21 protein-coding genes are annotated in these 25,949 nt (G+C 67.8%); 5 read left to right on the top strand and 16 right to left on the bottom strand.

The features are described from left to right. Nucleotides 1-3: 3 nt before the first annotated feature. A complete protein-coding gene (locus ACG01O_RS19805) occupies nucleotides 4-2,097 on the bottom strand; it encodes a 3-hydroxyacyl-CoA dehydrogenase NAD-binding domain-containing protein (protein WP_394387138.1) in 2,094 nt (697 codons plus the stop codon). Nucleotides 2,098-2,225: 128 nt separating this feature from the next. Continuing rightward, nucleotides 2,226-2,600: a hypothetical protein gene (locus ACG01O_RS19800; protein WP_394387137.1), complete on the bottom strand. Its 375-nt coding sequence runs from the start codon at nucleotides 2,598-2,600 to the stop codon at nucleotides 2,226-2,228. Nucleotides 2,601-2,704: 104 nt separating this feature from the next. Here ACG01O_RS19800 and ACG01O_RS19795 point away from each other — a divergent pair, with 104 nt between their 5' ends. Then, on the top strand, nucleotides 2,705-3,085 hold the full coding sequence (locus tag ACG01O_RS19795) for a VanZ family protein (protein ID WP_394387136.1): 381 nt from the start codon (nucleotides 2,705-2,707) through the stop codon (nucleotides 3,083-3,085). A gap of 66 nt (nucleotides 3,086-3,151) precedes the next feature. On the opposite strand, the gene urtE is transcribed toward ACG01O_RS19795, so the two are convergent. The 5 genes from urtE to urtA form a co-directional block, all read right to left on the bottom strand. After that, the gene (urtE, locus tag ACG01O_RS19790) at nucleotides 3,152-3,856 is read right to left on the bottom strand and encodes an urea ABC transporter ATP-binding subunit UrtE (RefSeq protein ID WP_394387135.1); all 705 of its coding nucleotides are present in this window, start codon (nucleotides 3,854-3,856) and stop codon (nucleotides 3,152-3,154) included. Then, nucleotides 3,846-4,679 carry an urea ABC transporter ATP-binding protein UrtD gene (urtD, locus tag ACG01O_RS19785; protein ID WP_394387134.1) on the bottom strand — a complete coding sequence of 278 codons (834 nt, stop codon included), beginning with the start codon at nucleotides 4,677-4,679 and terminating at the stop codon, nucleotides 3,846-3,848. The genes urtE and urtD overlap by 11 nt, the downstream gene beginning before the upstream one ends. Then, nucleotides 4,676-5,722, bottom strand: coding sequence for an urea ABC transporter permease subunit UrtC (urtC, locus tag ACG01O_RS19780; protein WP_394387133.1), 1,047 nt, complete (start codon nucleotides 5,720-5,722; stop codon nucleotides 4,676-4,678). Before urtC ends, urtD begins: the two co-directional genes overlap by 4 nt. Then, nucleotides 5,719-7,260: an urea ABC transporter permease subunit UrtB gene (gene urtB / locus ACG01O_RS19775; RefSeq protein WP_394387132.1), complete on the bottom strand. Its 1,542-nt coding sequence runs from the start codon at nucleotides 7,258-7,260 to the stop codon at nucleotides 5,719-5,721. The genes urtC and urtB overlap by 4 nt, the downstream gene beginning before the upstream one ends. A gap of 195 nt (nucleotides 7,261-7,455) precedes the next feature. Continuing rightward, entirely contained in the window at nucleotides 7,456-8,706 is a 1,251-nt protein-coding gene (gene urtA / locus ACG01O_RS19770; RefSeq protein ID WP_394387131.1) for an urea ABC transporter substrate-binding protein, read from the bottom strand. Between the two features lie 429 nt (nucleotides 8,707-9,135). On the opposite strand from urtA, the gene ACG01O_RS19765 reads away from it, so the two are divergent. Further along, entirely contained in the window at nucleotides 9,136-10,419 is a 1,284-nt protein-coding gene (locus tag ACG01O_RS19765) for an HD-GYP domain-containing protein (RefSeq protein ID WP_394387130.1), read from the top strand. A 39-nt stretch (nucleotides 10,420-10,458) separates the two neighbouring features. Here the strand turns inward: ACG01O_RS19765 and fahA are convergent, their stop codons facing one another. From fahA to ACG01O_RS19740, 5 genes are all read right to left on the bottom strand, one after another. Further along, nucleotides 10,459-11,700: a fumarylacetoacetase gene (gene fahA / locus ACG01O_RS19760; RefSeq protein WP_394387129.1), complete on the bottom strand. Its 1,242-nt coding sequence runs from the start codon at nucleotides 11,698-11,700 to the stop codon at nucleotides 10,459-10,461. Continuing rightward, complete coding sequence (gene hmgA, locus ACG01O_RS19755; RefSeq protein ID WP_394387128.1) at nucleotides 11,693-12,982, bottom strand: homogentisate 1,2-dioxygenase; 1,290 nt, start codon at nucleotides 12,980-12,982, stop codon at nucleotides 11,693-11,695. Before hmgA ends, fahA begins: the two co-directional genes overlap by 8 nt. Nucleotides 12,983-13,011: 29 nt before the next feature. Next, nucleotides 13,012-13,293 (bottom strand): DUF2783 domain-containing protein, encoded by a 282-nt coding sequence (locus tag ACG01O_RS19750; protein ID WP_394387127.1) that lies wholly within the window; start codon nucleotides 13,291-13,293, stop codon nucleotides 13,012-13,014. Next, entirely contained in the window at nucleotides 13,290-14,867 is a 1,578-nt protein-coding gene (locus tag ACG01O_RS19745) for an FAD-dependent oxidoreductase (protein ID WP_394387126.1), read from the bottom strand. The genes ACG01O_RS19750 and ACG01O_RS19745 overlap by 4 nt, the downstream gene beginning before the upstream one ends. Nucleotides 14,868-15,026: 159 nt before the next feature. Further along, nucleotides 15,027-15,995: an MBL fold metallo-hydrolase gene (locus ACG01O_RS19740; RefSeq protein ID WP_394387125.1), complete on the bottom strand. Its 969-nt coding sequence runs from the start codon at nucleotides 15,993-15,995 to the stop codon at nucleotides 15,027-15,029. Between the two features lie 70 nt (nucleotides 15,996-16,065). On the opposite strand from ACG01O_RS19740, the gene ACG01O_RS19735 reads away from it, so the two are divergent. Both ACG01O_RS19735 and ACG01O_RS19730 read left to right on the top strand, forming a co-directional pair. Then, entirely contained in the window at nucleotides 16,066-16,821 is a 756-nt protein-coding gene (locus ACG01O_RS19735) for an IclR family transcriptional regulator (RefSeq protein WP_394387124.1), read from the top strand. A 483-nt stretch (nucleotides 16,822-17,304) separates the two neighbouring features. Next, nucleotides 17,305-20,007, top strand: coding sequence for a TonB-dependent receptor (locus tag ACG01O_RS19730; protein WP_394387123.1), 2,703 nt, complete (start codon nucleotides 17,305-17,307; stop codon nucleotides 20,005-20,007). Nucleotides 20,008-20,122: 115 nt separating this feature from the next. On the opposite strand, the gene ACG01O_RS19725 is transcribed toward ACG01O_RS19730, so the two are convergent. Continuing rightward, nucleotides 20,123-21,022: a BRCT domain-containing protein gene (locus tag ACG01O_RS19725; protein ID WP_394387122.1), complete on the bottom strand. Its 900-nt coding sequence runs from the start codon at nucleotides 21,020-21,022 to the stop codon at nucleotides 20,123-20,125. A 205-nt stretch (nucleotides 21,023-21,227) separates the two neighbouring features. Beyond that, nucleotides 21,228-22,220, bottom strand: a complete 993-nt coding sequence (locus ACG01O_RS19720) for a DMT family transporter (protein ID WP_394387121.1) — start codon at nucleotides 22,218-22,220, stop codon at nucleotides 21,228-21,230. A 75-nt stretch (nucleotides 22,221-22,295) separates the two neighbouring features. On the opposite strand from ACG01O_RS19720, the gene ACG01O_RS19715 reads away from it, so the two are divergent. After that, the gene (locus ACG01O_RS19715; RefSeq protein ID WP_394387120.1) at nucleotides 22,296-23,153 is read left to right on the top strand and encodes a LysR family transcriptional regulator; all 858 of its coding nucleotides are present in this window, start codon (nucleotides 22,296-22,298) and stop codon (nucleotides 23,151-23,153) included. Here the strand turns inward: ACG01O_RS19715 and ACG01O_RS19710 are convergent. Next, nucleotides 23,137-24,369 (bottom strand): glycoside hydrolase family 27 protein, encoded by a 1,233-nt coding sequence (locus ACG01O_RS19710; RefSeq protein WP_394387119.1) that lies wholly within the window; start codon nucleotides 24,367-24,369, stop codon nucleotides 23,137-23,139. The genes ACG01O_RS19715 and ACG01O_RS19710 overlap by 17 nt on opposite strands. Continuing rightward, complete coding sequence (locus ACG01O_RS19705; protein WP_394387118.1) at nucleotides 24,356-25,846, bottom strand: MFS transporter; 1,491 nt, start codon at nucleotides 25,844-25,846, stop codon at nucleotides 24,356-24,358. The genes ACG01O_RS19710 and ACG01O_RS19705 overlap by 14 nt, the downstream gene beginning before the upstream one ends. Nucleotides 25,847-25,949 lie beyond the last annotated feature (103 nt).

The following is a 25,949-nucleotide window of genomic DNA, read 5'->3' as shown; positions in this document are numbered from 1 at the left end:
GCTTTAAGTGAAGGACTTGCCTTCAGCGACCAAGCGAGCCAGCAGCGGCGCCGGCTTCCAGAATTCGCCGTCGTCCATCGGGTTCTTGGCAAAGCGGTTCATCGCCTGCACGACGTTGAAGAGGCCCACGGTGTCGGCGTAGCACATCGGGCCGCCGCGCCAGATGGGGAAGCCGTAGCCGGTCAGGTAGACCATGTCCACGTCGGATGCGCGCTGGGCGATGCCCTCTTCCAGCAGGTGCGCGGCCTCGTTGACGAGCGCGAACACCAGGCGGTGCACGATCTCTTCGTCGCTGATGTCGCGCTTCTTGGCGCCAATGGCTTCGCGGTGCTTGGCCAGCATCTCGTCCACCACGGGCGACGGGATCGCATCACGCTTGCCGGCTTGGTAGTCGTACCAGCCCGCGCCGGTCTTCTGGCCGAAGCGGCCCAGCTCGCACAGGCGGTCGGCGCTGGCCGAGTACTTCATCGTGGCGCGTTCGACCGCGCGGCGCTTGCGGATGGCCCAGCCGATGTCGTTGCCGGCGAGGTCGCCCATGCGGAACGGGCCCATGGCGAAGCCAAACTTCTCGACCGCCTTGTCCACCTGCTGCGGCGTGCAGCCTTCATCGAGCAGGAAGCCAGCTTGGCGGCTGTACTGCTCGATCATGCGGTTGCCGATGAAGCCGTCGCAGACGCCGGACACCACCGCCGTCTTCTTGATCTTCTTGCCAATGGCCATGACCGTGGCCAGCACGTCCTTGGCGGTTTCCTTGCCGCGCACCACTTCCAGGAGCTTCATCACGTTGGCCGGGCTGAAGAAGTGCATGCCCACCACGTCTTGCGGACGGCCGGTGAACGAGGCGATCTTGTCAACGTCCAGCGTGGACGTGTTGGAGGCCAGGATGGCACCGGGCTTGGCCACGGCGTCCAACTGCTTGAACACCGCTTCCTTGACGCCGATTTCCTCGAACACCGCTTCGATGATGAGGTCGCAGTCCTTCAGGTCGTCGTAGCTCAGCGTGGTGCTCAGCAGCGCCATGCGTTGGGCGTACTTGTCTTCCTTCAGCTTGCCCTTCTTGACCTGGGCTTCGTAGTTCTTCTTGATCGTGGCCACGCCGCGATCCAGCGCTTCCTGCTTGGTCTCCAGGATGGTGACCGGCAGGCCGGCGTTCAGGAAGTTCATCGAGATGCCGCCGCCCATCGTGCCGGCGCCGATGACGCCCACCTTGGCGATGGTGCGCAGCGGCGTGTCTTCGGGCACATCGGCAATCTTGCTGGCCACGCGCTCGGCAAAGAACAGGTGGCGCAGGGCCTTGGACTCGGGCGTCTGCATCAGGGCGGCAAAGCCCTCGCGCTCGGCGCGCATGCCGTCGTCGAACTTCAGCTTGACCGCACCGGCCACCGCCTCCAGGCAGCGCAGCGGCGCGGGGTAGTTCTTGCTCATGCCGCCCACCATGTTGCGGGCGAACTGGAAGTACGCGTCGGGGTTGGGGTGGCGGGCCTTGAGGTCACGCACCTTGGGCAGCGGGCGCTTCTCGGACACTTCTCCCGCGAACTTGATGGCGGCGTCCAGCACGTCGGCGTCCACGACCTTGTCGAACAGCTTCTGGCCCGGCACCATGGCCAGCATCTGGGCTTCGACGAGCTCGCCGCTGACGATCATGTTCAGCGCGGGCTCCACGCCGAGTGCGCGGGGCAGGCGTTGCGTGCCGCCGGCGCCGGGCAGCAGGCCCAGCTTCACTTCCGGCAGCGCCACCTTGGTGCCGGCTTGGGCCACGCGGTAGTGGCAACCGAGGCTGAGCTCCAAGCCACCGCCCATGCAGACGCTGTGAATGGCGGCCACCACCGGCTTGCTGCAGTTCTCCACCACGGCAATCAGGCTCAGCAGGTTGGGCTCGGCCAGCGCCTTGGGCGAGCCGAATTCCTTGATGTCCGCCCCACCCGAGAAGGCCTTGCCGGCCCCGGTGATGACGACGGCCGTGACGGCCGGGTCGGCCTCGGCACGTTCCACGCCGGCCGCGCAGGCCGAGCGGGTGGCGAAACCCAGACCGTTGACCGGCGGGTTGTCGAGGGTGATCACGGCGACGCTGCCGCGAACTTCGTAATGGGCTGTCATGGGCACGACCTCGGTTGAAGGGCCGTGCCGCGTCTCCTGCAGCCGGCCCAGAAATAGAACGACCGTTCGATTCTAGGCAGCGGCTTTGACGCCGTCTTGTCCCGGCAGTGACAAGGCGGCGACGCGGGTCACTCGCCCCGCTTCAGCACCACGGTGTCGCGGAAGCCGCTGTTCTGCGGCTTGGGCGCCGCCGGCTGCATCTTGGACTCGGCGTACAGGCGCGCCGCCTCGGCCGGGTCGACCGCAGGCTCCGGCGCGGGCGCGGGGCGCGGGGCAGGCCGCACCACCAAACGCAGCTCGTGGTTCTCGCGCTGCAGCTGCTCGATCTGCTTGCGCGCCTGCGTGACTTGCTGCGCCGACAGCTGGCGCGCCTGCTCCACGTGGTGCAGCCGGTCACGCTCGCGCTTGACCTGCGCTGAGAACCAGGCAAACACCCCGGCCGCCCCCGCAGCGGCGCCCATGGCTGCAGCACCCAGCATTGGCAACAGTTGTCCGTCGTCCATTTCTTCTCCCTGAGGTGGTGACTGTTTGCAAATGTAAAGCGCTCCGGCGACGGCAACCAAGCGGCCTGCGCCGTGTGGCTCGCGGCCACCACAATCGCGTCACGATGCAGCAGTTTTTCTCCTGGGCCACTGCCCCCGCCCGCACGCCCTGGTGGCGCGCCGCTCTGGCCGCGCTGACCGTGGTGATCACCACCCTGGCGTTGATACCCCACCCTCCCGCACAAGCCACGACCGGCTGGGACAAATCCAACCACGCGCTGGCCTTTGCGTCGCTGGCGTTTTGCGGGGTGTGGGCGCTGTGGCGCGAGCCCCGGCAGTGGCCGGCGCTGGCGGGTGCCGTGCTGGCCTATGGCGGCGCCATCGAGGTCGCACAAAGCTTTTTGCCCCCCCGCTCGGGCGAATGGGCCGACCTGCTGGCAGACGCCTTGGGCATCGCCCTGGGCTTGGTGGCTGCCGCCACGGTGCGCCGGGTGGCGCGGACTTAACTCAGGCGCAAGTCAGGCGCGCCATGGGCTCGAGGCGAGCGAGGCGCGCTTGCAGCGCGGGCCGGCTCAAATCGCCAGCCGCTCCCGCACGCCGTCGGCCTTCATGTCCGGGCCCCGCCCGCGCATGACGATTTCGCCGCGCTGCATCAGCAGGTACTGGTCGGCCAGCTGTTCGCAGAAGTCGTAGTACTGCTCCACCAGCACCACGCACAAGCCCTTGTTGTGCGCCAGGTGCCGGATGACGCGGCCGATGTCTTGAATCACGTTGGGCTGGATGCCTTCGGTCGGCTCGTCCAGCAGCAACACCTGCGGCCCGGGCGCCAGCGCTCGCGCAATGGCCAGCTGCTGCTGCTGCCCGCCGGACAGGTCGCCCCCCCGGCGGCTGCGCATCTGGTTCAGCACCGGGAACAGCTGAAACAGCTCGTCCGGCAGCGGCGTGCCCGCGGGCTGGCTGGCCAGGCCCATCTGCAGGTTCTCCATGACGGTGAGCCGGCCGAAGATCTCCCGCCCCTGCGGCACGTAGCCCAGGCCGGCGCGCACGCGCTGGTGGGTTTTCAGTTTGTCGATGGCCTCGCCCGCCAGCGTGATGCGGCCGGAAGTGACCGGCACCACACCCATCAGGCTCTTGAGCAGCGTTGTCTTGCCCACGCCGTTGCGGCCCATGACGACGGTGATCTCGCCCGCCTTCAGCTCGAAGCTCAGGCCGCGCAGGATGTGCGAGCCGCCGTAGTGCTTGTGCAGGTCTTCGACCTTCAGAAGATCATCGGCCAAGGTACACCTCGATCACTTTTTCATCCGCTTGAACGGCCGCCATCGTGCCCTCGGCCAGCGTCTTGCCTTCATGCAGCACCGTCACCGTGCGGTGCGCGCCGGCCAGCGTGGCCACAAAGCTCATGTCGTGCTCGACGACGACCAGCGAATGCTTGCCTTCCAGGCTCAGAAACAGCTCGGCGGTGCGCTCGGTTTCCTCGTCCGTCATGCCGGCCACAGGCTCGTCCAGCAGCAGCAGCTTCGGGTTTTGCGCCAGCAGCATGCCGATCTCCAGCCACTGCTTCTGGCCGTGGCTCAGCAGCCCGGCGACGCGGTACTGTTCGTCGGCAAGGTGCACCGTCTTCAGCAACTCGGACAGGCGATCGCGCTGCTCGCCGCTGAGTCTGGCGCGCATCGCGAAGCGGGCGCGGCGGTCGCCGGCCAGCGCCAGTTCCAGGTTCTCGGTGACCGACAGCGCCTCGAACACCGTGGGCTTCTGGAACTTGCGGCCGATGCCCGCGCGGGCGATCTCAGCCTCGTTCATGGTGCGCAGGTCCAGGTTGCTGCCGAAGAACACCCGGCCGCTGTCGGGCCGGGTCTTGCCGGTGATGCAGTCCATCGTCGTCGTCTTGCCAGCCCCATTGGGGCCAATGACGCAGCGCAACTCGCCCACCCCAATGGTGAAGCTCAATCCGCCCAGCGCCTGGAAGCCGTCGAACGCTACACGCAGGTCTTCCACGTACAGCGCCACGCCCTGGTTGAAGATGGGTTCGCCGGCGGTCGCGATCCGGGTGATGGCGCGCGAGCGCGTCTCGGCACCGGCTTCAAGCAGCTCAGGTGTCATTTCTTGAACCTCTTGGCGAGGCCAACCAGCCCGGTCGGCAGGAACAGCGTCACGGCAATGAACAGCCCGCCCAGTACGTACAGCCAGCCTTCCGGCCACACCGCCGTGAACACGGACTTGGTGCCGTTGACGAAGAACGCCCCGAGCACCGGCCCGATCAGCGTGCCGCGCCCGCCCACCGCGGCCCAGATGGCCATCTCGATGCTGGCCGCCGGGCTCATCTCGCCCGGGTTGATGATGCCCACCTGCGGCACGTACAACATGCCGGCCAGCGCGCACATCACGGCCGAGATCACGTAGGCGCTGAGCTTGAACGCCACCGGGTCATAGCCCAGGAAGCGCACGCGCCCCTCGGCATCACGGATGGCCTGCAGGATGCGCCCCCAGCGGCTTTGCGTGAGCCACCGTGCGACGAAATAGCAGCCGATGAGCGCCGCGCCGCTGGCCATGCACAGCGCCACCTTCATGCCCGGCGTGTTCAGCGAGTAGCCTGCCAGGCGCTTGAAGTCGGTGAAGCCGTTGTTGCCGCCAAAGCCGGTTTCATTGCGGAAGAACAGCAGCATGGCGGCCACCGTCAGCGCCTGCGTGATGATGGAGAAGTACACGCCCTGGATGCGCGAGCGGAATGCGAACCACCCGAACACCGCGGCCAGCAGCCCCGGCACGGCCAGCGCCAGGACGATCTGGCCAACCAGCGAATCGCTCAGCGCCCAGTGCCACGGCAGTTCCTTCCAGTTCAGGAACACCATGAAGTCCGGCAAGTCCGACTGGTACTGCCCTTCCCGGCCGATCTGGCGCATGAGGTACATGCCCATGCCATAGCCCCCAAGGGCAAAGAAGAGCCCATGGCCCAGCGACAAGATGCCGCCGAAACCCCAGATGAGGTCCAAGGCCAGGGCACAAATGGCAAAGCAAAGAAACTTGCCCAGCAGGCCCACGTAGAACTCGCTGAGGTGCAGCACGTGGCCCGGCGGGAACGCCAGGTGCAGCAAGGGCACGCACAGCATCAGCGCGGCCACGGCGATGAACAGCGCCTTCTTCATTCGACGCTCCGGCCCTTGAGGGCGAACAGGCCTTGCGGCTTTTTCTGGATGACCAGCACGAGCAGCAGCAGCAGTGCAATCTTGGCCAGCACCGCGCCCTGCCAGCCCTCCAGCAGCTTGGACAGCACGCCCAGCCCCAGGCCCGCGTACACCGTGCCGGCCAGCTGGCCCACACCGCCCAGCACCACCACCATGAAGGCGTCGACGATGTAGCTCTGGCCCAGGTCGGGGCCCACGTTGCCGATCTGGCTCAGCGCGCAGCCGGCGAGGCCCGCGATGCCGGAGCCCAGCGCGAAGGCCAGGGTGTCGACCTTGGCGGTGTTGACGCCCACGCAGGCGGCCATGCGGCGGTTCTGCGTGACGCCGCGCACCATCAGCCCCAGCCGCGTGCGCGACAGCAGCAGGGCCATGCCAATGAGCACCAGCGCCGCAAACGCCAGGATGGCCAGGCGGTTGTACGGCAGCGTCAGGTTGGGCAGCAGCGCCCAGCCACCGGACAGCCATGACGGGTTCTCCACCGCCACGTTCTGCGCGCCGAAGAGGCTGCGCACTGCTTGCATCAGCACGAGGGAGATGCCCCAGGTGGCCAGCAGCGTTTCCAGCGGCCGGCCGTACAGCCAGCGGATGACGCTGCGCTCCATGGCCGCGCCCACCAGCGCGGCGGCGAGGAAGCTGGCCGGCAAGGCCAGCCACAGGTAGTGATCGAAGGCCCCCGGCGCCCAGGCGCGAAACGCCTGCTGCACGCTGTAGGTGGCGTAGGCGCCCACCATCAGCAGCTCGCCGTGGGCCATGTTGATGACGCCCATCAGGCCGTAGGTGATGGCCAGGCCCAGCGCCACCAGCAGCAGCACCGATCCCAGGCTCAGGCCCGAGAACAGCAGCTGTGCCCGCTCGCCCCAGGCCAGACGGTCGCCGATGTCGGCCACGGCCTTTTGCATCGCGGCTTTGGCGGCCGGGTCGGTTTCGGCCGCGAGCTTCTCCAGCAGCAGCGCCCGCGTGGCGGGGTCGGCACCGCCGGCCAGTTCGGTGGCGGCAATGCGCCGCTGAGACGGGTCGGTGGACGACAGCTTGGCGCCAGCCACCAGCGCGTTCAGTTGCGCACGCAAGCTGGCGTCGCTCTCGGCGGCCAGCGCTTTTTCCAGCAGCGGCAGCTTGCTGGGGTCGGCATCGTCCCGCAGGGTGGCCAGGGCCTTGGTGCGCACCGCTGCGTCATGCGACAGCAGGTCCAGCCCCGCCAACGCCGACTCGATCTCGCGGCGCATGCGGTTGTTCAGCATCGGCTCTTCGGCATCGGCCGGCGGCGTGGCGCCCTCGGCCAGCACCAGCGCCTGGCCCGCCTTCACACGCACCCGGCCGTCCTGCAGCGCCCGCAGGAACGGGCCCAGCGACGCGTCCCCCGCCGCCAGCGCCTGCTGCAGCGCGGCGACCCGGTCGTCGCCCTCGCCCGCCGCGATGCGCGACGCCAGCTCGGGCGGCAACGCCCAGGCCGACAAGCCGAACACGGCCAGCAGCCACCCCAATACAAGTCGTTTGAACATGCCAATCCAGGCGAACGCAAACAAGTGACGCGCGCAGCGCGCACGTCCCTCCAGCGACTGCCGTGGATCCGGCTTTAGTTCCGGCATCACATCGCTACGCGATATGAGCCTTCACTGAAGCGCAAAGCGCTTTGCCGGTCCACTGGCAGTGCCCCCTTGAGGGGGCCGCGGCTTCGCCGCGGTAGGGGGTGGGCCTTATTTCGCGGGCTCGTCCTTCTTGCCCTTGTTCTCAGGGATGTACGGGCTCCACGGCTGGGCCTTGACCGGGCCCGGCGTCTTCCACACCACATTGAACTGGCCGTCCGCCTTCACTTCGCCGATGAAGACCGACTTGTGCAGGTGGTGGTTCTTCTCGTCCATCTTGGACGTGATGCCCGACGGTGCGGTGAAGGTCTGGCCGGCCATGGCGGCGATGACCTTGTCGGTGTCGGTGCTCTTGGCCTTGGTGACGGCCTGCGCCCACATGTTGATGCCGATGTAGGTGGCTTCCATCGGGTCGTTGGTGAGCGGCTTGTCCTTGTGGCCAGCAATGCCCTTGGCCTTGGCGTAGTCGCTCCACTTCTTCACGAAGCCGTCGTTGGCGGGCGACTTGATGGACATGAAGTAGTTCCACGCGGCCAGGTGGCCTTGCAGCGGCTTGGTGTCCACGCCGCGCAGCTCTTCCTCACCCACCGAGAACGCCACCACCGGCACGTCGGTCGCCTTCAGGCCCTGGTTGCCCAGTTCCTTGTAAAAGGGCACGTTGGAGTCGCCGTTGATGGTGGACACCACGGCCGTCTTCTTGCCCTCGGCCGAGAACTTCTTGATCTTGGCGATGATGCTTTGGTAGTCGGAGTGCCCGAAGGGGGTGTACTCCTCCATGATGTCTTCGTCCTTGATGCCCTTGCTGTGCAGGAAGGCGCGCAGGATCTTGTTGGTGGTGCGCGGGTACACATAGTCGGTGCCCAGCAGCACGAAGCGCTTGGCACCGCCGCCGTCCTTGCTCATCAGGTATTCCACGGCGGGAATGGCCTGCTGGTTGGGCGCGGCGCCCGTGTAGAACACGTTCTTGCTCAGTTCTTCACCCTCGTACTGCACGGGGTAGAACAGCAGCGAGTTGGTTTGCTCGAACACCGGCAGCACGCTCTTGCGGCTGACCGACGTCCAGCAGCCGAACACCACGGCGACCTTGTCCTGCGAGATGAGCTGCTTGGCCTTCTCGGCAAACAGCGGCCAGTTGGAGGCCGGGTCCACAACGACCGGCTCCAGCTTCTTGCCCAGCAGGCCGCCCTTGGCGTTGATCTCGTCAATGGCCATCAGCACCGTGTCCTTGAGCACGGTCTCAGAAATGGCCATGGTGCCCGACAGCGAGTGCAACACGCCGACCTTGATGGTGTCGGCCGCGAACACGGCGGGGGTGAACAGGCTGGCGCCCAGGGCCAGGGCAAGTGCGGAACGGCGAAGCATCGGGAAACCTCCGGGTTGGATGTGAGGGAGACGGGTAGCCACGCCGTACTGCGCAAGCACCGTGCCAACCCTGTGTACTTCGTCACACCCTGCACCGCCCGCCCCCGGCGCACGGTTACCGCCCAGAACGGCCCCGCGCCGGTGCATCACGCACCGCCATCGCCCGCTTGCCGCACCGCCCGCACCGATTCGTGCGCAACCTGCCCCGGTTTGAATCAGCCCCGCGCAGCGGCACCTCCCCGCCCGTCACCCCGGCCACTTCCTAACGCTGCCATCGTTTTCAACGACCGCAGCGTGCGGAACACCACGACCCGACAAAACGGAGGTGAATGTTCCACATTCCCTTCCCACCGATTGCTGAAGAAGATCGCGCCTTGCAGCCCACCCCGGCTGCACACCGATTCACAGGTGCAGGGAGCGAACCGAACCATGAGCGACAGACTCGCGGTCAATCAGCACTATTTCGACCATCTCGTCGAAACCGGGCAGTCACGCGGCATCGAAGCCACGGAAGACATCGTCAGCGGCACGGGCGTGAAGCTCGTGGCCAAGGGCGCGGCCATCGACGCCCGCATGCGCGACCGCCTGCTGCAGCACAAGCTGCTCAAGCCGCTGGAAGCCTGCACCCGCGTGGTGGCCGGCGTGGCCACCCGGCCCATGGACGCCATTGCCGACCGGCTGATGCATGAACACGCCCTGCTGGCCAGCCTGTGCAGAGAAGAGCAGGCTGCGGCCGTGCTGCAGGGGTTTCGGCAGCTGCACCTCAGCCCCCAACTCGACACCCTGCTCACCGTCTACGCCGACAGCGGCCCCGACAAGCTCGCCCACGCGGTGGGGGTGAGCCTGATCGCCGGCGCGCTGCAGTTCACGCTGCACCCCGAGCGCCCGCTGGGCCCGGCGTTGACTGCCGGCCTGATGCACGACGTGGGCGAGCTGTACATCGACCCCGCCATCCTGCGCGCGCCGGCCCCGCTGTCGCCGGCCCGTTGGCGCCAGGTGGTGGCCCACCCCGTGATCGCGGCCGGCTTGCTGCGCGACCTGCCGGGCGGTGGCCCCGAGGTGGCCGAGGCGGTGCTGCACCACCATGAGCGGCGCGATGGTCTGGGCTTTCCGCTGGGCGTGGAGGGCACGCGCATGTCAGGCCTGGCGCAAGCCGTGGCCATGGCTGAGTTGATGATGGAAACCCTGGAAGCCGGCCCCCGCCCGGGCCTGCAGGCCGCCGTGCGGTTGCGCTTGCTGAACAGCCAGTTCGAGCGCCCGCTGCTGAACTGGGTGGGCCGCTGTGCCAAGCAGGCCCACGGCGCGCCTGAACCCGAACCGGCGCCCGGCCTGCAGCCCCCGCCCACGCCGGCCCTGCTGCGCCCGCGCATCCACCAACTCAGCCACCACATGGCGGCGCAGAAGGAGTTCCAGGCGCGCTGGCAGGCCCGCGCCCGCACCACCGCCGTGGCCGACCTGCTGCGCCGGCTGGAGCGGCGGCTGCACCGCGTGAACATCGCCTTCGCCAGCGCCGGCCTGGGTGAAGACCTGCAGACCCTGGGCCTCGCGCCTGACGAGTTGCACGAGGTCAGCGCCCTGGTGCTGGAGTTGGAAAGCCGGCTGGCCGAGATCGGCTATGAGCTGCACTGGCGCGCCGGCCAGCTGCCCGCCCAGGACGGCGAGGCCATGCGCCAGGACTTCATGGCCTCGGTGCCCGCGCCGCTGGCCGCTTGAAGCGGGGCGCGCTCACGCCCCGCGTGGTGTGCCCGTCGGTCAGGCCGCGGGCAGGATCACGCCGTCACACGCCCCGAACCCGATGCGCCGGAAGCCCGGCTTATGGGCCGCCGCGCGCAGGCCGAGCTGGTCGCCGTCGAGCAAGAAGGTGCGCGTTTCGCCGTTGGGCAGCGTGATGGGCTGCTTGCCGCCCACGGTCAGCTCCAGCAGCGAGCCGGACTCGGCCTGCGTGGGGCCGCTGATGGTGCCGGTGCCCAGCAGGTCGCCCGGCTGCAGGTTGCAGCCGTTGCTGGCGTGGTGGGTGAGCATCTGCGCCAGCGTCCAGTACGCGTGGCGCAGGTTGGAGCGCGACAGGCAGGTGGGCTCGGCCATCGCCGGGGTCTTGAGCCACACCTCCAGCTCGATGTCGAACGCCGCGTTCGCGCGGTGGGCGGGCGAGTCGAGGTACGGCAGCGGCTGCGGGTCCCCTTCGGGCCGCGTGAACGGGATGCGGAACGGCGCGAGCGCTTCCATGGTCACGATCCACGGCGAAATGGTGGTGCCGAAGTTCTTGGCCAGGAAGGGGCCCAGCGGCTGGTACTCCCAGGGCTGGATGTCGCGAGCCGACCAGTCGTTCAGCAGCGTGAGGCCAAAGGCGTGTTCGTTCGCCTCGTCGATGGAAAACGGCTCGCCCAGCGCATTGCCGGGGCCCACGAAGAGGCCCAGTTCCAGCTCGCAGTCGATGCGGGCGCTGGGCTTGAACACGGGCGCTTCAGCATCCGGCGGCTTGACCTGGCCCTTGGGCCGGCGCAGTGGCGTGCCACTGACGACGATGGAGCTGCTGCGGCCGTGGTAGCCGATGGGCACCCACTGGTAGTTGGGCAGCAGCGGGTTGTCCGGGCGGAACAGCTTGCCCACGGCGCGGGCGTGGTGGATGCCGGTGTAGAAGTCGGTGTAGTCGCCGATGCGGCAGGGCAGCGCGAACTCGGCCTGGGCTTGCGGCACCAGGTCCACCTCGGGCGCGCCGGCCTTCAGGGTGTCGAACAGGCGGTGGCGCAGCGCGCGGCGCTCGGCACTCGGCCGGGCCATCACGGCGTTCAGGTCGGTGATGCCCCAGCCGGTCAGGTCCAGGATCTGATCGCCAATGCCCACGCCCACGCGGAACGGCTCCAGCGTGCCTTGGCGGCGGAAGCTGCAGAACGGCAGGTTCTGCAGCGGGAAGTCAGTGGCGGGGTCGTTGGCCGAGGCCACCCAGGACAGGGCCGCGGCGTCGTGCGTGTGGTCGAGTTGAGCGTCAAGCATTTTGGAATTCGTCCTTCAGGCCTTGCCAGCACTGGGCGTAGGTGGTTTCGAGCGGCGCGTCGTTCAGCGCCCAGGCGGTGGGCTTGAGGGGCCAGCGGGTCTCGAACATGAAGGCCAGTGTGGCGTCGAGCTTGTGGGGTTTCAGGTCGGCGTGGCTGGCCTTGTCGAAGGCTTCTTCATCCGGCCCGTGGGGCACGTAGCTGTTGTGCAGGCTGGCGCCACCGGGCTTGAAGCCTTCGGGCTTGGCGTCGTACTGGCCGAGCACCAGGCCCATGAACTCGCTCATCACGTTGCGGTGGTACCAGGGCGGGCGGAAGGTGTCTTCGGCCACCATCCAGCGCGGCGGGAAGATCACGAAGTCCACGTTCGCCCAGCCGGGCGTGTCGCTGGGGCTGGTGAGCACGGTGAAGATGCTGGGATCGGGATGGTCGAAGCTGACGGTGTTGATCGTCATGAACCGCGCCAGGTCGTACCGGTAGGGCGTGAGCGTGCCGTGCCAGGCCACCACGTTGAAGGGGCTGTGCGGCTGCGTGGCCCGCCACAGCTGGCCGCCGTGACGCTTGACGATTTCGTAGGCGCCTGCCTCCTGCTCATGCCATGCGGACGGCGCTTCAAAGTCGCGAGCGTTAGCCAGGCCGTTGGAGCCGATCGGGCCCAGCTCCGGCAGGCGAAAGGCGGCGCCCAGGTTCTCGCACACATAGCCGCGGGCCACGCCGTCCAGGGGGTCCACCTTGAAGGCCATGCCGCGCGGCAGCAGCGCGATGAAGCCGGGCGCCACGTCCAGCCGGCCCAGCTCGGTGGTGATGAGCAGGCGGCCCTGCTGGGGCACGACAAGCATTTCGCCATCGGCGTTCACCAGCGCGCGGCGGCCCATGGGGCGGTGGGCCACGAAGGCCAGCGCCGTCATGCCGCCCACGCCGGGCTCGCCGTTCACGGCGTAGCTGCGCAGGCCGTCGATGAAATCGCCCTGGCCTTCCAGCGGCGTGGGGCCCCAGCGCAGCGGGTCGGGCGGCGCGGCCTCACCTTGGGCGGCGCCGCTCTTCCACAGCGCATGCGGCAGCGGCTGGTAGCCGCCCACCACCACCGAGGGTTGGCGGCGGTACAGCCACGTGCGCTGGTTCTCGGCACGCGGCGCGGTGAAGGCGCTGCCGGACAGCAGCTCGGCGTACAGGCCGTGGGCGCAGCGCTGCGGGCTGTTGCGGCCCACGGGCAACGCGCCGGGCACGGCCTCGCTTTGATGCAGGTTGCCGAAGCCGGCCAGGTAGGTCAGGTCGTCAGTCATGGGGGGTTGAGGCCTTGTGGGCCAACGGGTCAACGGGGCGCGTGCGGTGGCACGCGGTCGGGGTCAGGGGTGGGCGACGTGCCCGGTTCGCGCGTCAGCGGCGCGGCGGTCTCGCGTGCCAGCTGGAAGGCCTGCCGCAACACCTGGCGGTCGCCGATGTGGTTGCACAGAATCAGCGTCAAGCGGGCCAGCCAGTCGGCCGCAGCGTCGTCGCTCAGGTCGGCCTGCGCGGCAATCAGCTCGGCATAGAAGGCATCGGCCTCCGCGCCAAAGCGGGGGTGCAGGTTCAAGCCGGGTTGGGGCTGGGTCATTGGGGCCTCCCAAGGGCGCGGTCGAGGGCCTGCTGCACGGCCGCGGCGTCAAAGCGGTGCCAGCGCGCAGCCACGATGGCGTCGGGCCGAATCAGCACCACGCTGCCCGGCGCCGCACCGTAGCGTCGCGCCGCCAGCCCATCGGCCGGCAGCGGCACCACCCGCAGCCCCGGCATCTCCACCGGCCAGCCGAAGGCCAGCAACGCAAAACCGCCGGCCAACGTGTGCAGCAACCAGCCGCCGTCGTCCAGCGGGGCGTCGGGTGCAGGCCAGCCGGGTGCGGGGCCGGCCGCCCAATGGGCGTCGTCCGGCGTGCTGAGGGGCGATTCCAGGTGCTCGGTGGGCAGCGAGAGCCGCCCGCTGTTCACCAGCGGCTGCGCAAAGGCGGTGTGGGCGGCCAGGTCCAGCGCGGCCTTGCGCAGGCGGCGGCTCAAGGCGCTTTTGGGGCTGATGAAGTCGGTCGCGCGGGTGGAGTGGCCGATGTTGTCGTCCGCCGCCTCCATGCGCTCGAACTCGTAGGTGTCCAGCAGCGCCTCGGCGCCCTCGCCTTTCAGCACGGCGGCCAGCTTCCAGCCGAGGTTGTCGGCGTCCTGCACGCCGCTGTTGGCGCCGCGCGCGCCGAAGGGCGACACCTGGTGCGCCGCGTCACCCGCCAGCAGCACGCGCCCCACGCGGAAGCGCTCGGCCCGCCGGCAAGCGAATTGGTAGATGGACGACCACGCCAGCTCGAACGGCGCGCCATCCAGCATCGCCGCCACGCGGGCCTTGATGCGCTCGGGCTGGCGCTCGGCCTCCACATCGGCGTCACGGCCCAGCTGGAAGTCAATGCGCCACAGCCCCTCGGCCTGCGCGTGCAGCAGCACCGACTGGCCGGGGTGGAACGGCGGGTTGAACCAGAACCAGCGCTCGGGCGTGGCGGGGTCCAGCCCGCGCGGGTGGGCGTCGGGTGCCAGCGTCACGTCGGCAATCAGGAAGCGGTCTTCAAACACCTGGCCGGTGAAGCCCACGCCCAGCAGCGTGCGCGTGGGGCTGCGGGCGCCGTCGCAGGCCACCACCCACTCGGCCTGCAGGTCGAACACGCCCTCGGGCGTGCGCACGGTGAGCGTCACGGCAGCCGCGTCTTGCTGAATGTCGATCAGCTCATGCTGGCCGCACAGGGTAATGCGCGCGTCCTGCTGCACGGCGCGCACCAAACGCGCTTCCACCTGGTCTTGCTGCAGGTTGACCATGGCGGGCATCTGGTGGCCCGCCTCGGGCAGCAGGTCGAACTGATAGGCCTCGTGCTCGCCATGGAACACCCGGCCGCGCTGCCAGCGCACGCCGGCTTGGGCAATGTCCTCGCCAATGCTCTTGGCCCCGCCGAGGCGATTGAACACCTCCAGCGTTTTCTTGGCCCAACACACCGCACGCGATCCGCTGCCGATGCGGTCGTTGTCGTCGATGACGACCACCGGCACCTCGCGCTGTGCCAAGTCCAACGCCAGCGTCAGCCCCACCGGGCCGGCGCCGACGATGACCACCGGCCGGCGCCCGGCCGCGGGCAGTGGCGCGTAGGGGTAGCGGGGCAAGTTCATTCATCGACCTCGCTGTTCACGGAGGGCCTTCCTGCGGGCCGAGCGCCGGGCCGCTCCCAAGCCGGCCCGCTCTGGCGATGTGCTTGCGGCTCAACGCCGCAAGCATCGCCGTCCCCTCGGGGGACCGGCCAAGGCGAGCCTTGGACGAGGGGCGTCATGTCAAGCGCCTTCCAGGGCTTTCCACATCTCGATGTCGCGCTCCGCCGTCCAGATGCGCGGGTGGGCCGTGCCGCCGGCTTCGTCGTAGGCGCGGGTCACGTCGAAGGGCATGCAGTGGTCAAAGATCACCCAGTGGCCGTACTTGGGGCGCAGCGCGGCCATGGTGCGTTGGTACACGGCCTTCAGTTCCTCACCGGCCTGCACGCCGGCCTGCACGGCCGTGTAGAGCTCGCTCACGAAGGCGCGCGTGCCAGCGAGGCCGGCAGCCACCTGCTCGGCGCCCTTGAGCGCGGGGCCGCGGCCCGGCACCAGGGCGGCGGCGTCCAGCTGGGCGATGGCGTCCAGCGTGGCGGGCCAGTCGGCAAAGTGCGCGTCACCGCAGTAGGGCGTGGCGTCGAACTCCACCAGGTCGCCGCTGAACAGCACGCGCTCGCTCGGCAGCCAGGCCACCGTGTCGCCGGCGGTGTGGCCGCGGCCGGGGGAGAACATCTCCACCTTCACGCCGCCCAGGTCCAGCGTGAGCTTGCCGGAGAAGGTGAGCGTGGGCCAGGTCAGGCCCGGCGGCACCGACTCGACGTTGCGGAACAGGCGCGGGAAGCGGCCGATCTCGCTGGCTTTGTCTTGCTCGCCGCGCTCTTGAATGAGGGCCAGCGTGGCGTCGCTGGCAATCACCTGCTCCAGGCCCTCGGCCTTGAAGGCGCTGGCGCCCAGCACGCGCACCGCGTGGTAGTGGCTGAGCAGCACGTACTTGATGGGCACCGCGCTCACCTCGCGGATGCGGCGGATCACATCGGCCGCCATCACCGGCGTGGCTTGCGTGTCGATCACCATGGCCGCGTCGCGCCCGATGACGATGCCGGTGTTGGGGTCGCCCTCGGCGGTGTAGGCCCAGGCGTGTTCGGACAGGCGCTCGAACGTGACCTTCTTTTCTTCCAGGTCGGCTTGCGAGGCAAAGGCTTTGGTGCTCATCGGCGGGTCTCCAGCAACAGGCCGAAATTTAGCCTATTGCGAATGAATTCAGCAATATAGAATTTTCCGCATGACCGACGCCGACCTGCCCAGCCGCGAGCCGCGCGGCATCCAGAGCATTGAAGTGGGCGGCCAGCTGCTGCTGGCGCTGGCCCACCACGGCCGCCCGATGGCGCTGAAAGACCTGGCCCGCGAAGCCGGCATGACGCCGGCCAAGGCCCACCCCTACCTGGTGAGCTTCATCAAGCTGGGCCTGGTGGAACAAGACGGCGGCGCGGGCCGCGCAGGGCTGTACGGCCTGGGGCCGCTGGCGCTGCAGCTGGGGCTGATCTCGCTGCAGCAGTACGACCCGGTGCGCCTGGCCACGCCGGTGATTGAAGAGCTGGCGCTGCAGCTGGGCCACACGGTGGCGATTGCGGTGTGGGGCACGCGCGGGCCCACCATCGTGCGCGTGGCCGAGGGGCCCACGCCGGTGCATGTGAGCATGCGCCACGGCACGGTGATGAGCCTGGCGGGCACGGCCTCGGGCCGGCTGTTTGCGGCCTGGCGTGCGGCCGAAGCCACCGCGCTGGGCGAGCCGCTGCCGGGCGCCGCCACCTGCGCCGAGGTGCGCGAGCGGGGCCTGGCCGTGTCGCGCGACGGCGTGGTGCCGGGCATCAGCGCCGCCGCCGCACCGGTGTTCGACGCCGCCGGCCGCCTGGTGGTGGCCCTCACCGCCATCGGCGCCAGCGCCGCGTTCAGCACTGACGACACCGGCCCCGTGCTGCCCACGCTGCGCGAGGCCGCGCAGCAGCTGTCTCGCCGGCTTGGGCACGCGCCGGCCTGAAGCGCACCGGCCTGAAAGCTTGCCGACAGGCCTTTTCTCAAAACCCCAGACACACTGGGGCAATCTCGATGCCAGCCCACGGCACCGCAGTTTCAGCCGCGAGTCATTTCAAACCACCCCACAAATGACACTCGCACCCATGATTCACATCATGGACACCGCTTGAAACCCATTCCTGATCGCTGGGAGGCGGAGTTTTTCTAACCAGTCAAGTTTTGTAAAAACGGATTGCCATTTGGCAAACCGCCGCATTTCCTGGGCTTTACACGGCTTGACGCCGCGCCACTTCCTTTGTGAATCAATGACTTGAGAATCACACCCATCACTTCCGGCATGGGTTTTGTGTGAATTAAGTATTTACCCTTTATTCATCGTCTTTTCACACGCTCCGAAAATTTTCAGCAGCCACCGCCCAACCGGGCCTCTTTTGTGGTGGCTGAGCCGTTTGGCCGCACCCCCTGCCAAACTTTTTCTGGAGCAGTAATGCATAAGCAAACCCAAATCGCCGCTGCGGTGTTGTTGACCCTTGGTGGTTTCAACGCCTGGGCCCAACAGGCCGAGCCGCAGCAGATCGAACGCGTCACCGTGACGGGTTCGGCCATCAAGCGCATCGACGCCGAAACCGCCGTGCCGGTCACGGTCGTGAAGATGAACGACCTGCGCAACGCCGGCGTCACCTCCGTCGAGCAGATCCTGTCCAGCCTCACCGGCGTGCAGAGCTCGGGCAACACCGCGCAGTCCATCGGCTCGGGCACCGGCGGCGCCTCGTTCGCCGACCTGCGCGGCATCGGCGCCGACAAGACCCTGGTGCTGCTGAACGGCGAGCGCATCGCCAACAACGCGGTCGACGGCTCGGCGCCCGACCTGAACATGATTCCGTTTGCGGCCATCGACCGCATCGAAGTGCTGCGCGACGGCGCCTCGGCGCTGTACGGCACCGATGCCATCGGCGGCGTCATCAACTTCATCACCAAGAAGACCTACCAGGGCGCCACCATCACGCTGGGCTACGACTCGCCCAAGCACGGCGGCGGCAAGGCCCGCAGCGCCAACGTGGGCTTCGGCCTGGGCGACCTGAGCAGCCAGGGCTTCAACGTGCTGGGCTTCGTGAGCGCCAAGAAGGAAGACGCGATTGCGGGCGACCAGCGCAGCTTCAACAAGCGCATCGTGGGCGGCCTGTCCAACAGCACCGACCCGGCCAACTACACGCAAGACTTCTCCACGCTGTACAACCCGGCCGCCCCCACCTGCTCGGGCACCTCGCTGATCCCGATCACCGGCGGCACGCAGTGCAAGATCGTCACGCCCAATTTCGTGGACTTCGCGCCCAAGTCGGACACCGCCTCCGGCATGCTCAAGGGCACGCTGCGCGTGAGCGACTCGCTGGAACTGGGCGCTGAAGGCTTCTACACGCAGAACAAGGTCACCACGCGCATTGCGCCCGTGCCCTACGGCGGCTACCTGATGAACCCGACCATGCCCAATGGTCAGAAGAACCCGTACTTCCCGACCGCGCACGTCGATCCCAACTTCACCGACCCGGACGTGGTGGGGCAGACGGCCTTCAGCCCGTCCAGCGCGTTCGCCAACCCGGTGGCTGTGCAGCCAGGCTTTGTGTACGTGTTCTGGCGCGACTTCCCCAACGGCTCGCGCACCCAGCGCAACGACAACAAGCAAAGCCGCCTCGTGCTGTCGGCCGACGGCACGGCCGCCGACTGGGACTACTCCGTCAAGGTTTCGCTGAACAAGAACACCGTCGACCAGAACCTGGTGGGCGGCTACGGCGACGGCGACATGATTGGCGAAGGCCTGCTCGAAGGCGTCATCAACCCGTTCGGCGCCCAAAGCGCCGAGGGCACGGCGCTGCTGCAAAAGGCCGCGCTGAACGGCCTGCTGCAAACGGCCACCGGCAAGGTGCGCATCTTCAAGGCCACGGCCAGCCGCGAGCTGGGCGACTGGCTGGGCGCCGGCCGCGGCGCGCAGATCGCCGTGGGCCTGGAACGCCGCCACGAAGACTTCGACTCCCACGCCAACAAGGACTTCGCCAAGCTCGTGTCCGCCTCCACCGGCCTGGACCCCGAGTTCGTGGCCAAGGGCACGCGCAACGTGTCGGCGCTGTACTCCGAGCTGAACGTGCCGGTGCTCAAGAGCCTGGAAGTGACCGGCTCGCTGCGCTATGACAAGTACAGCGACTTCGGCAGCAGCACCAACCCCAAGCTGTCGTTCCGCTACCAGCCCAGCAAGGAAGTGCTGTTCCGCGGCTCGGCCTCCACGGGCTTCCGCGCGCCCACGCTGTTCGAGCTGTACGGCTCGCAGGCCTACACCAACACGGCCGGCAACGTGAACAACCCGATCAACTGCCCGGGCGGCACGCCGATCGCGGGGGCCTCGTCGGGCGCCAACTGCAACACGCAGTTCCAGGTGCTGACCGGCGGCAACACCGCGCTCAAGCCCGAGAAGTCCAAGGGCTACACGCTGGGTGCGGTGTTCGAGCCCATGACCGATGTGAGCCTGGGCATCGACCTGTGGGCGATCAAGATCACCAACTCCATCGCCGCGCTGCCGGAGTCGACCCTGTTCGCCAACTACGCGCAGTTCCAGCAGTACTTCCACTTCGCCCAGCCGGGCAACCTGCTGTCCATCACCAGCAACTGCCCGGGCAGCAAGTGCGGCTACGTGGAGCGCCTGAACCAGAACCTGGGCGGCAGCAACACCAACGGCGTGGACCTGAGCGCCCAGTACCGCCTGCGCTCGCAAGTGGGCCAGTTCGACTTTGCGCTGAACAGCACCTTCGTCAACAAGTACGAGTACCAGGACTACCCCAACGGCCCCTGGAACCAGAACGTGGGCGTGTACGCCGGCTCGGGCCCCGTGTTCCGCTGGCAGCACAACCTGACGGTGAACTGGGCCTACAACGCGTTCGCCCTGGGCACGGCCGTGCACTACAAGTCGGGCTACCAGGACTTCATCCCGACGAACCGCGTGTCGGCCTACACCACCACCGATTTGTTCGGCAGCTGGTCGCCCGTCAAGGGCAGCTCGCTGGTGCTGGGCGTGCGCAACCTGTTCGACCGCGACCCGCCATTCAGCAACCAGGCCGACCTGTTCCAGTCCGGCGGTTGGGACTCGCGCTACGCGTCGGCCGCCGGCCGCACCTACTACGTGCGCGGCACCTACTCGTTCTGACGCACCCGGGGCGCGTGCCGCACGCGCCACCGGCACACCGCACAGGGGCCCTTCGGGGCCCCTTCTTCTTGGGCGATCAGCGCCAAGGCGGGTGCGATGGCGTCGCCCAAACCGCTTAGCGAGCGTCCATTAGGGCATCGTGAAAGTCGTTTTCATGCACCAGCACGATACGAACACCCTTGCGGCGCAGAGCCACGGCCTTTTCAACTTTGCGCCCGTAGCACGCAAAGGCCCAGCACGGATTGCCCTCAGCACCAATAACCAAATAGTCGAGGGAAGCCGTCACGTTCTGTTGGGCTTGGCCACCCAGCTCGGACACAACAGCCTCGAATTCAGCCCGACGGAACTTGGACGAGGCACCAGTAAAACAGAAGGCCTTGCCGTCGAATGAAACTTCAGGGGCAACTGCGCACAACGCGCTCATTGCCTGCCGCGCCTCATCCAAAACAAGAGGCCGCTCAATCGTTCGCTCGTCAAGGACCGCGAGGAACTCCATAAAGAAGTCCAGGAGCATTTGATGCTCAGCGGCATCGATACGCCCATCTGACAAGACCTTGGTCGTCAACGTCTCAATCTCGTCATAGGGCCAGCAGGTCTTTAGGTGCTCATGTTCCTGCAGCCAATCGGACAAACCACGCATCTCCTCCACCGAAATCACACCGTCTGCCGCGATTCCGCCGACTACAGCATGCAATCTCTGCAAATCAGCTGTCACAAGGCTGAGGAACTCCGGGTTCTGCAGACGACGGCAAAGCCAGAGCAGATCGGCGTGCTCCTCGCTGTCAACAACTCCGTCCTCAATCGCACCCGTGATGGCAGGAACCAGTTCATTGAAGGGGTGCTGCGCAGCCACGTCCGCATGGTCCTCCAGCCACATCCGAAGCATGGAAACCTCGCCGCTGGAAACCTTGCCATCAATGCCGATCCCTTCCAAGAGGCCAATGAGCGTATTGATCGATTTTTCAACGCGGTCCTTTCTGGTGAACCGGAAGTAGCCTCGAACGTCTGGATTCATCAAATTCGCTCCCTAATGGCGTGATCAGACGCAGAGTCTATGAGTGCCCCTCTCGCACTCAACATGGATATCCCGCATCCAGTCAACGGAGCAAGCGATCCCGTTGAGCGCCAAAGCAAGGACAGAAGTCTGCGATTACGGAAGTTCCACAGCAACCGTCATAACTGCTCGACGGAGCGCGATCGCCCGCCGCCTCACTGCGCAACTAACTCACAGGCCGGTTCACCTGCGCAATGCCGGCCAGCACCAGCAGGCCGCCGGCCACGAAGGCCGGGGTCAGCCGGTCGCCCAGCAGCACCACACCAAAGCCCACGCCGAACAGCGGCGTCAGAAACCCGAACACCCCCAGCCGCGACGCCGAGTGCCGCGTGAGCAACCAGAACCACACCAGAAAGCTCGCGAACGACACCACCAGCGTCTGAAACGCCAGGTGCGCCCACACAGCGGCCGATGGCCAAGCCAGCGACGCCAGTCCGTCTGGCGCCTTTGGCCCCTCCAGCCACCCTCCGCTCAACCCGGCCGCGGGCAGCAGCAACGCCGCGGCGGCCAGCAGTTGGTACAGCAGGGTCTCGGTGGCTGGCGCGTCGGCCAGGCGGGTGCAGCGCAGCGTTACGGTGGTGGCCCCCATGGCCAGCCCGGCCAACACGGCCAGCGCGTCGCCCCACAGCGCCTGCGGCCCGGCCGCTGCGCTGCCGCCTCCCAGAAACGCCAACGCCAGCCCGGCAAACGCCAGCCCCAGGCCCACCCAGCCGCCGCGGCCCAGGCGCTCTTGCGGCCGCCACAGGTGCAGCCCAAGCGCAGTGAACAGCGGCGAGGTGTACAGAAACACCACCACGTGCGAGGCCTGCGTCCACTGCAGCGCCTGCGCCACCAGCAGGTACTCCAGCGCAAACAGGCTGCCGGCGGCCGCGCCCAGCGCCCAGCGGTGGCGCGGCACCCGCTCGCCCCGCCAGGCCATCAACGCGCCCAGCAGCAGCGCCGCCCCAGCCGAGCGCACGCCAATCATCCACATCGGGCTGGCCTGCGCGGCCACCGCCTTCAGCGACACCTGCTGCAAGCCCCACAGAGCGCACAGCAACACCATCAGCCCGGCGGCTCGCGCGTCCAGCGGCTGCAACCCGGGCTCCGGCCGTACCGGCACGGTGGAGCAAGGGCCCGGGGCCGACCCGGGTTGTGCGGTGTGAACAGCAGCCGTCATGCCGCCAATGTGCCGTGCTGGCTGAATTCCGAAAATCACATAATCTGCAACGCAACCATTCGCTTATCGAAACCCATGCGTGACCTGCAGATCGACTGGCTCCAGTGCTTCGTGGCCGCGGTGGACGCGGGCTCGCTGTCCAGCGCGGCGGGCGAGATCCACCGCTCGCAGTCGGCCGTGAGCATGCAGCTCAAGAAGCTGGAAGCCGCCGTGGGGCACCCGCTGCTGGTGCGCGGCGCCCGCCGGTTCGAGCTGACCCCCGAAGGCCGCACCCTGCTGGGCTACGCCCGCCGCATGCTGGACCTGCAGGCCGAAGCGCAGGCCGCGCTGGGCGCTGCCGACCTCACCGGCCGCGTGCGCCTGGGCGTGCCGGACGACTACGCCAGCCGCTACCTCACGCCCGTGCTCAAGCGCTTTGCGCCGCGCCACGGGGGCGTGGAGATCGAGCTGGACTGCGAACAGTCCACCTCGCTGATTCCGCGCGTGGCCCGGGGCGAGCTGGACCTGGCCCTTGTCTCGCGCGACCACGCCCGCCGCGGCACCCTGCTCTTTCACGAACCCATGGTGTGGGTGGGCTCGCCGCAGTTCGACGTGTGGCGCCGCAACCCGCTGCCGATTGCCGTGTACGAACCCACCAGCCTGGGCCGGCGCAGCGCGCTGAACGCCCTGGCGTTGCAGGGGCGGCCGTACAAGATCGTCTACAACAGCTCCAACCTCGCCGGCCAGATTGCCGCCGTGGAAAGCGGCCTGGCCGTGGCCGTGCTCACCAAATGCAGCGCGCCCGCCCACCTGCAACTGCTGGGCGCCGAACACGGCCTCGGGCCGCTGCAACCCATGGAAGTGGCCGTGTACCGCAGCCAGGCCTCCAAGGGCAACAAGGCGGTGGACAGCTTGCAGCGGATGCTGATTGAAACGCTTAGGGTGTCGGCGTGACGCGAACCATGATGACGCCGTGAGGCGCCACGCGGCCGCCCACCTCACCCACCACGCCGCGCGTCTTCTTGCCGGACCACAAATCCAGCACCTCGGCCTTGAGCCGCGGCGCCAGGTCCAGTTGCTCCCACGTGACCTTCATGTCCGCCGGCGCCTCGCCGCGGTTGAACAGCACGGCCGCGCGTTCGCCGCCGGCCAGCACGCGCACCCACACCTCCAGGTCGCCCTGGCGCCACACGCGCCGGCCCTGGCGGCCCAGGGGGTCTTGGTCCACGCGAATGACCTCGGCGTTCATCAGGATGCGCTTCGTGTCGGCGTCCATCTGGCGCAGGTCATTGCCGGCAATTAGCGGTGCGGCCAGCATGGCCCAGAGCGAGAAGTGGCTCTCGTACTCGGTGGTCGTCATGCCGCCGTTGCCCACCTCCAGCATGTCGGGGTCGTTCCAGGCATTGGGGCCGGCATCGGCCCACAGGTCGGCATTCATGTCGATGATGTCCAGCAGGCCGTGCGACCACTCCTTCTTGCCCTTCCAGGCGTCCCAGATGTCGCCCGTGGTGCGCCACAGGTGGCCGATGGAGCCGGCCCACTTGCCCGGCTGGCTGCTGCCCCACTCGCAGATGGACAGCACGATGTCGCGGCCCGATTCCCGCAGCGCCTTGGCCATCAGCGTGTAGGCCGCCTCAGGGTTGCGCGGGCCGGTGTAGCACCAGTCGTACTTCAGCCAGTCCACGCCCCAGGCGGCGTACTGGCGCGCGTCTTGAAACTCATGCCCCGCACTGCCCGGGCGGCCGCCGCAGGTCAGCACGCCGGCGTCGGAGTACAGGCCGAACTTCAGCCCCCGGCTGTGCACGTAGTCGGCCAGCGCCTTCATGCCGCTGGGGAAGCGGTCAGGGTCGGGCTGGATGCGGCCTTCGCCGTCGCGGCTCTTTTGCCAGCAGTCGTCGATGACAAGCGTGTTGTAGCCCGCTGCCTTCATGCCCGAGGCCACCATCGCATCGGCCTGCTCGCGAATGAGTTGCTCGCTCACGTTGCAGCCGAACTTGTTCCACGAGTTCCAGCCCATGGGCGGCGTCAGCGCCAGGCGCGGCTTGGGCGCGTCGAGCTTCAGGGTTTCGTGCGGTGCGGCATGGGCGCTGGGGCTGAGGCCCACGCAAAGCGCCGTCGCTGCAGCGAACCACCGCAAGCACTTCATCACGCGCCCCTCAAACAGAACCACGGCGGGCCTCCAACTCAGCTCGGATTTCATGCATGCGCTGCTCGGTCAGGAAGTACCGCGACACCACGAACAACGCCACCGCCAGGCCCACGATGGGAATGCCGGACAGGAACACGCGAATCAGAAAGATCGCCTCCTCGCTTTGCGCCGGCAGCTTGGCGTCAAAGCCCGTGAACATCAGCACCCAACCCGAGGCGCTGTTGCCCAGGGCCAGGCCCACCTTGGAAATCCACGACCCGCAGGCCGCGAACGAGCCCTCGCGGCGCTGGCCGCTGTCGAGTTCGTCGTGGTCGATCACGTCGGCCATGGCCGAGCCGTAGATCGTCCAGAACCCCGCGCCGATGAAGGCCACGCCGCCGCTGGCAAACAGCTGCAGCCAGGGCAGTTGCGGGTTGTAGAAGAACCAGTCGCCAATGAACGCGAAGATGCCCAGCACCAGCACCGTCATCAACGTGTTGCGCTTGCCGTAGCGGCGCGCCACCGCGCCGGCAAAGCTGATGCCCAGCAGCCCGCACACCAGGCCGGCCACGCCCATCAGCGAGTTCCACTTCGTGGCTTCCACCACATTGCCGCCGCACACGTAGTACACGGTGGCGTAGTAGCCCAGCAGGCCCACCATGGCCGTGGCCATGTTGTAGGCGAGCATGGTGCCCAGCATCTGGCGGAAGGGCCGGTTCTTGAGCGTGCGGTACAGCGTGTCTTTGAAGGGCACGCGCTGCGTGCTGCGGGCCACCACGGCTTCGTAGTAGCGCTCGCGCGTCAGCGCAAAGATGGCCACCGACACCAGCACCATGATGGCGCCCAGGATGCTCGTGTACACCTGTGCGCCCAGCAGGATGTCGGGCTTGCCGTCGGCGCTGTTGAAGATGGCCAGCGTCGTGAACTGCGCGGCCACGAACATCGCCAGCTCCGGAATTTTCTGGATCGCGTTCTTGACCGACATCACCCGCGTGCGCTCGTGATAGTCCGGCGTCATCTCCGCGCCCAGGCTGTTCCAGGGCATGTTGAAGCAGCTCATCACCGGCACGTACAGGCAGGTGGAGACGAGCATGAACACGAAGTACTCGCTGTCGCTCCAGCCCCGGCCCACCGCAAACATCAGCGGCAGCCCGATGCCCGAGAGCACGCCACCCACCAGGATGTACGGCCGGCGCCGCCCCCAGCGGGTGCGGGTGTTGTCCGACAGCCAGCCGAACAGCGCGTCCGACACCGCATCCACAAAGATCTTCAGGCCCAGCGCGGTGGAGATCAGCCCCGGCGCCACGCCCAGGCCCACGTTGAACACATGGAAGGCCAGCGACTGGTAGAGCCAGTGGCCCCACATGTCCAGAAACGAGCCCAGCCCGAAGCCCACCTGCTGCGACAGCGGCACGCTGCCCGTGGGCGGCGCGGCAGCGGCAGCGGCCGGTGAAGGGGATGAATGGCCTGAAGCGGCCCCGCGGGCTGGCACCACCGCGGAAGGGGAATCGGCAAGCACGGCTGTCTCCTCGGCCGCCTTCAGGCAGCACTTTTAGTAAACAGCTTGATTTTTGTTGCTTGTTTGCAGGCGCGACTAGGCGGTGAAACACCTAGGCCACCGG

It is taken from the genome of Pelomonas baiyunensis, from assembly GCF_043555935.1.
Taxonomy (GTDB): Bacteria; Pseudomonadota; Gammaproteobacteria; order Burkholderiales; family Burkholderiaceae_C; genus Pelomonas; species Pelomonas baiyunensis.
This window is presented reverse-complemented; position numbering and strand designations above follow the sequence as displayed.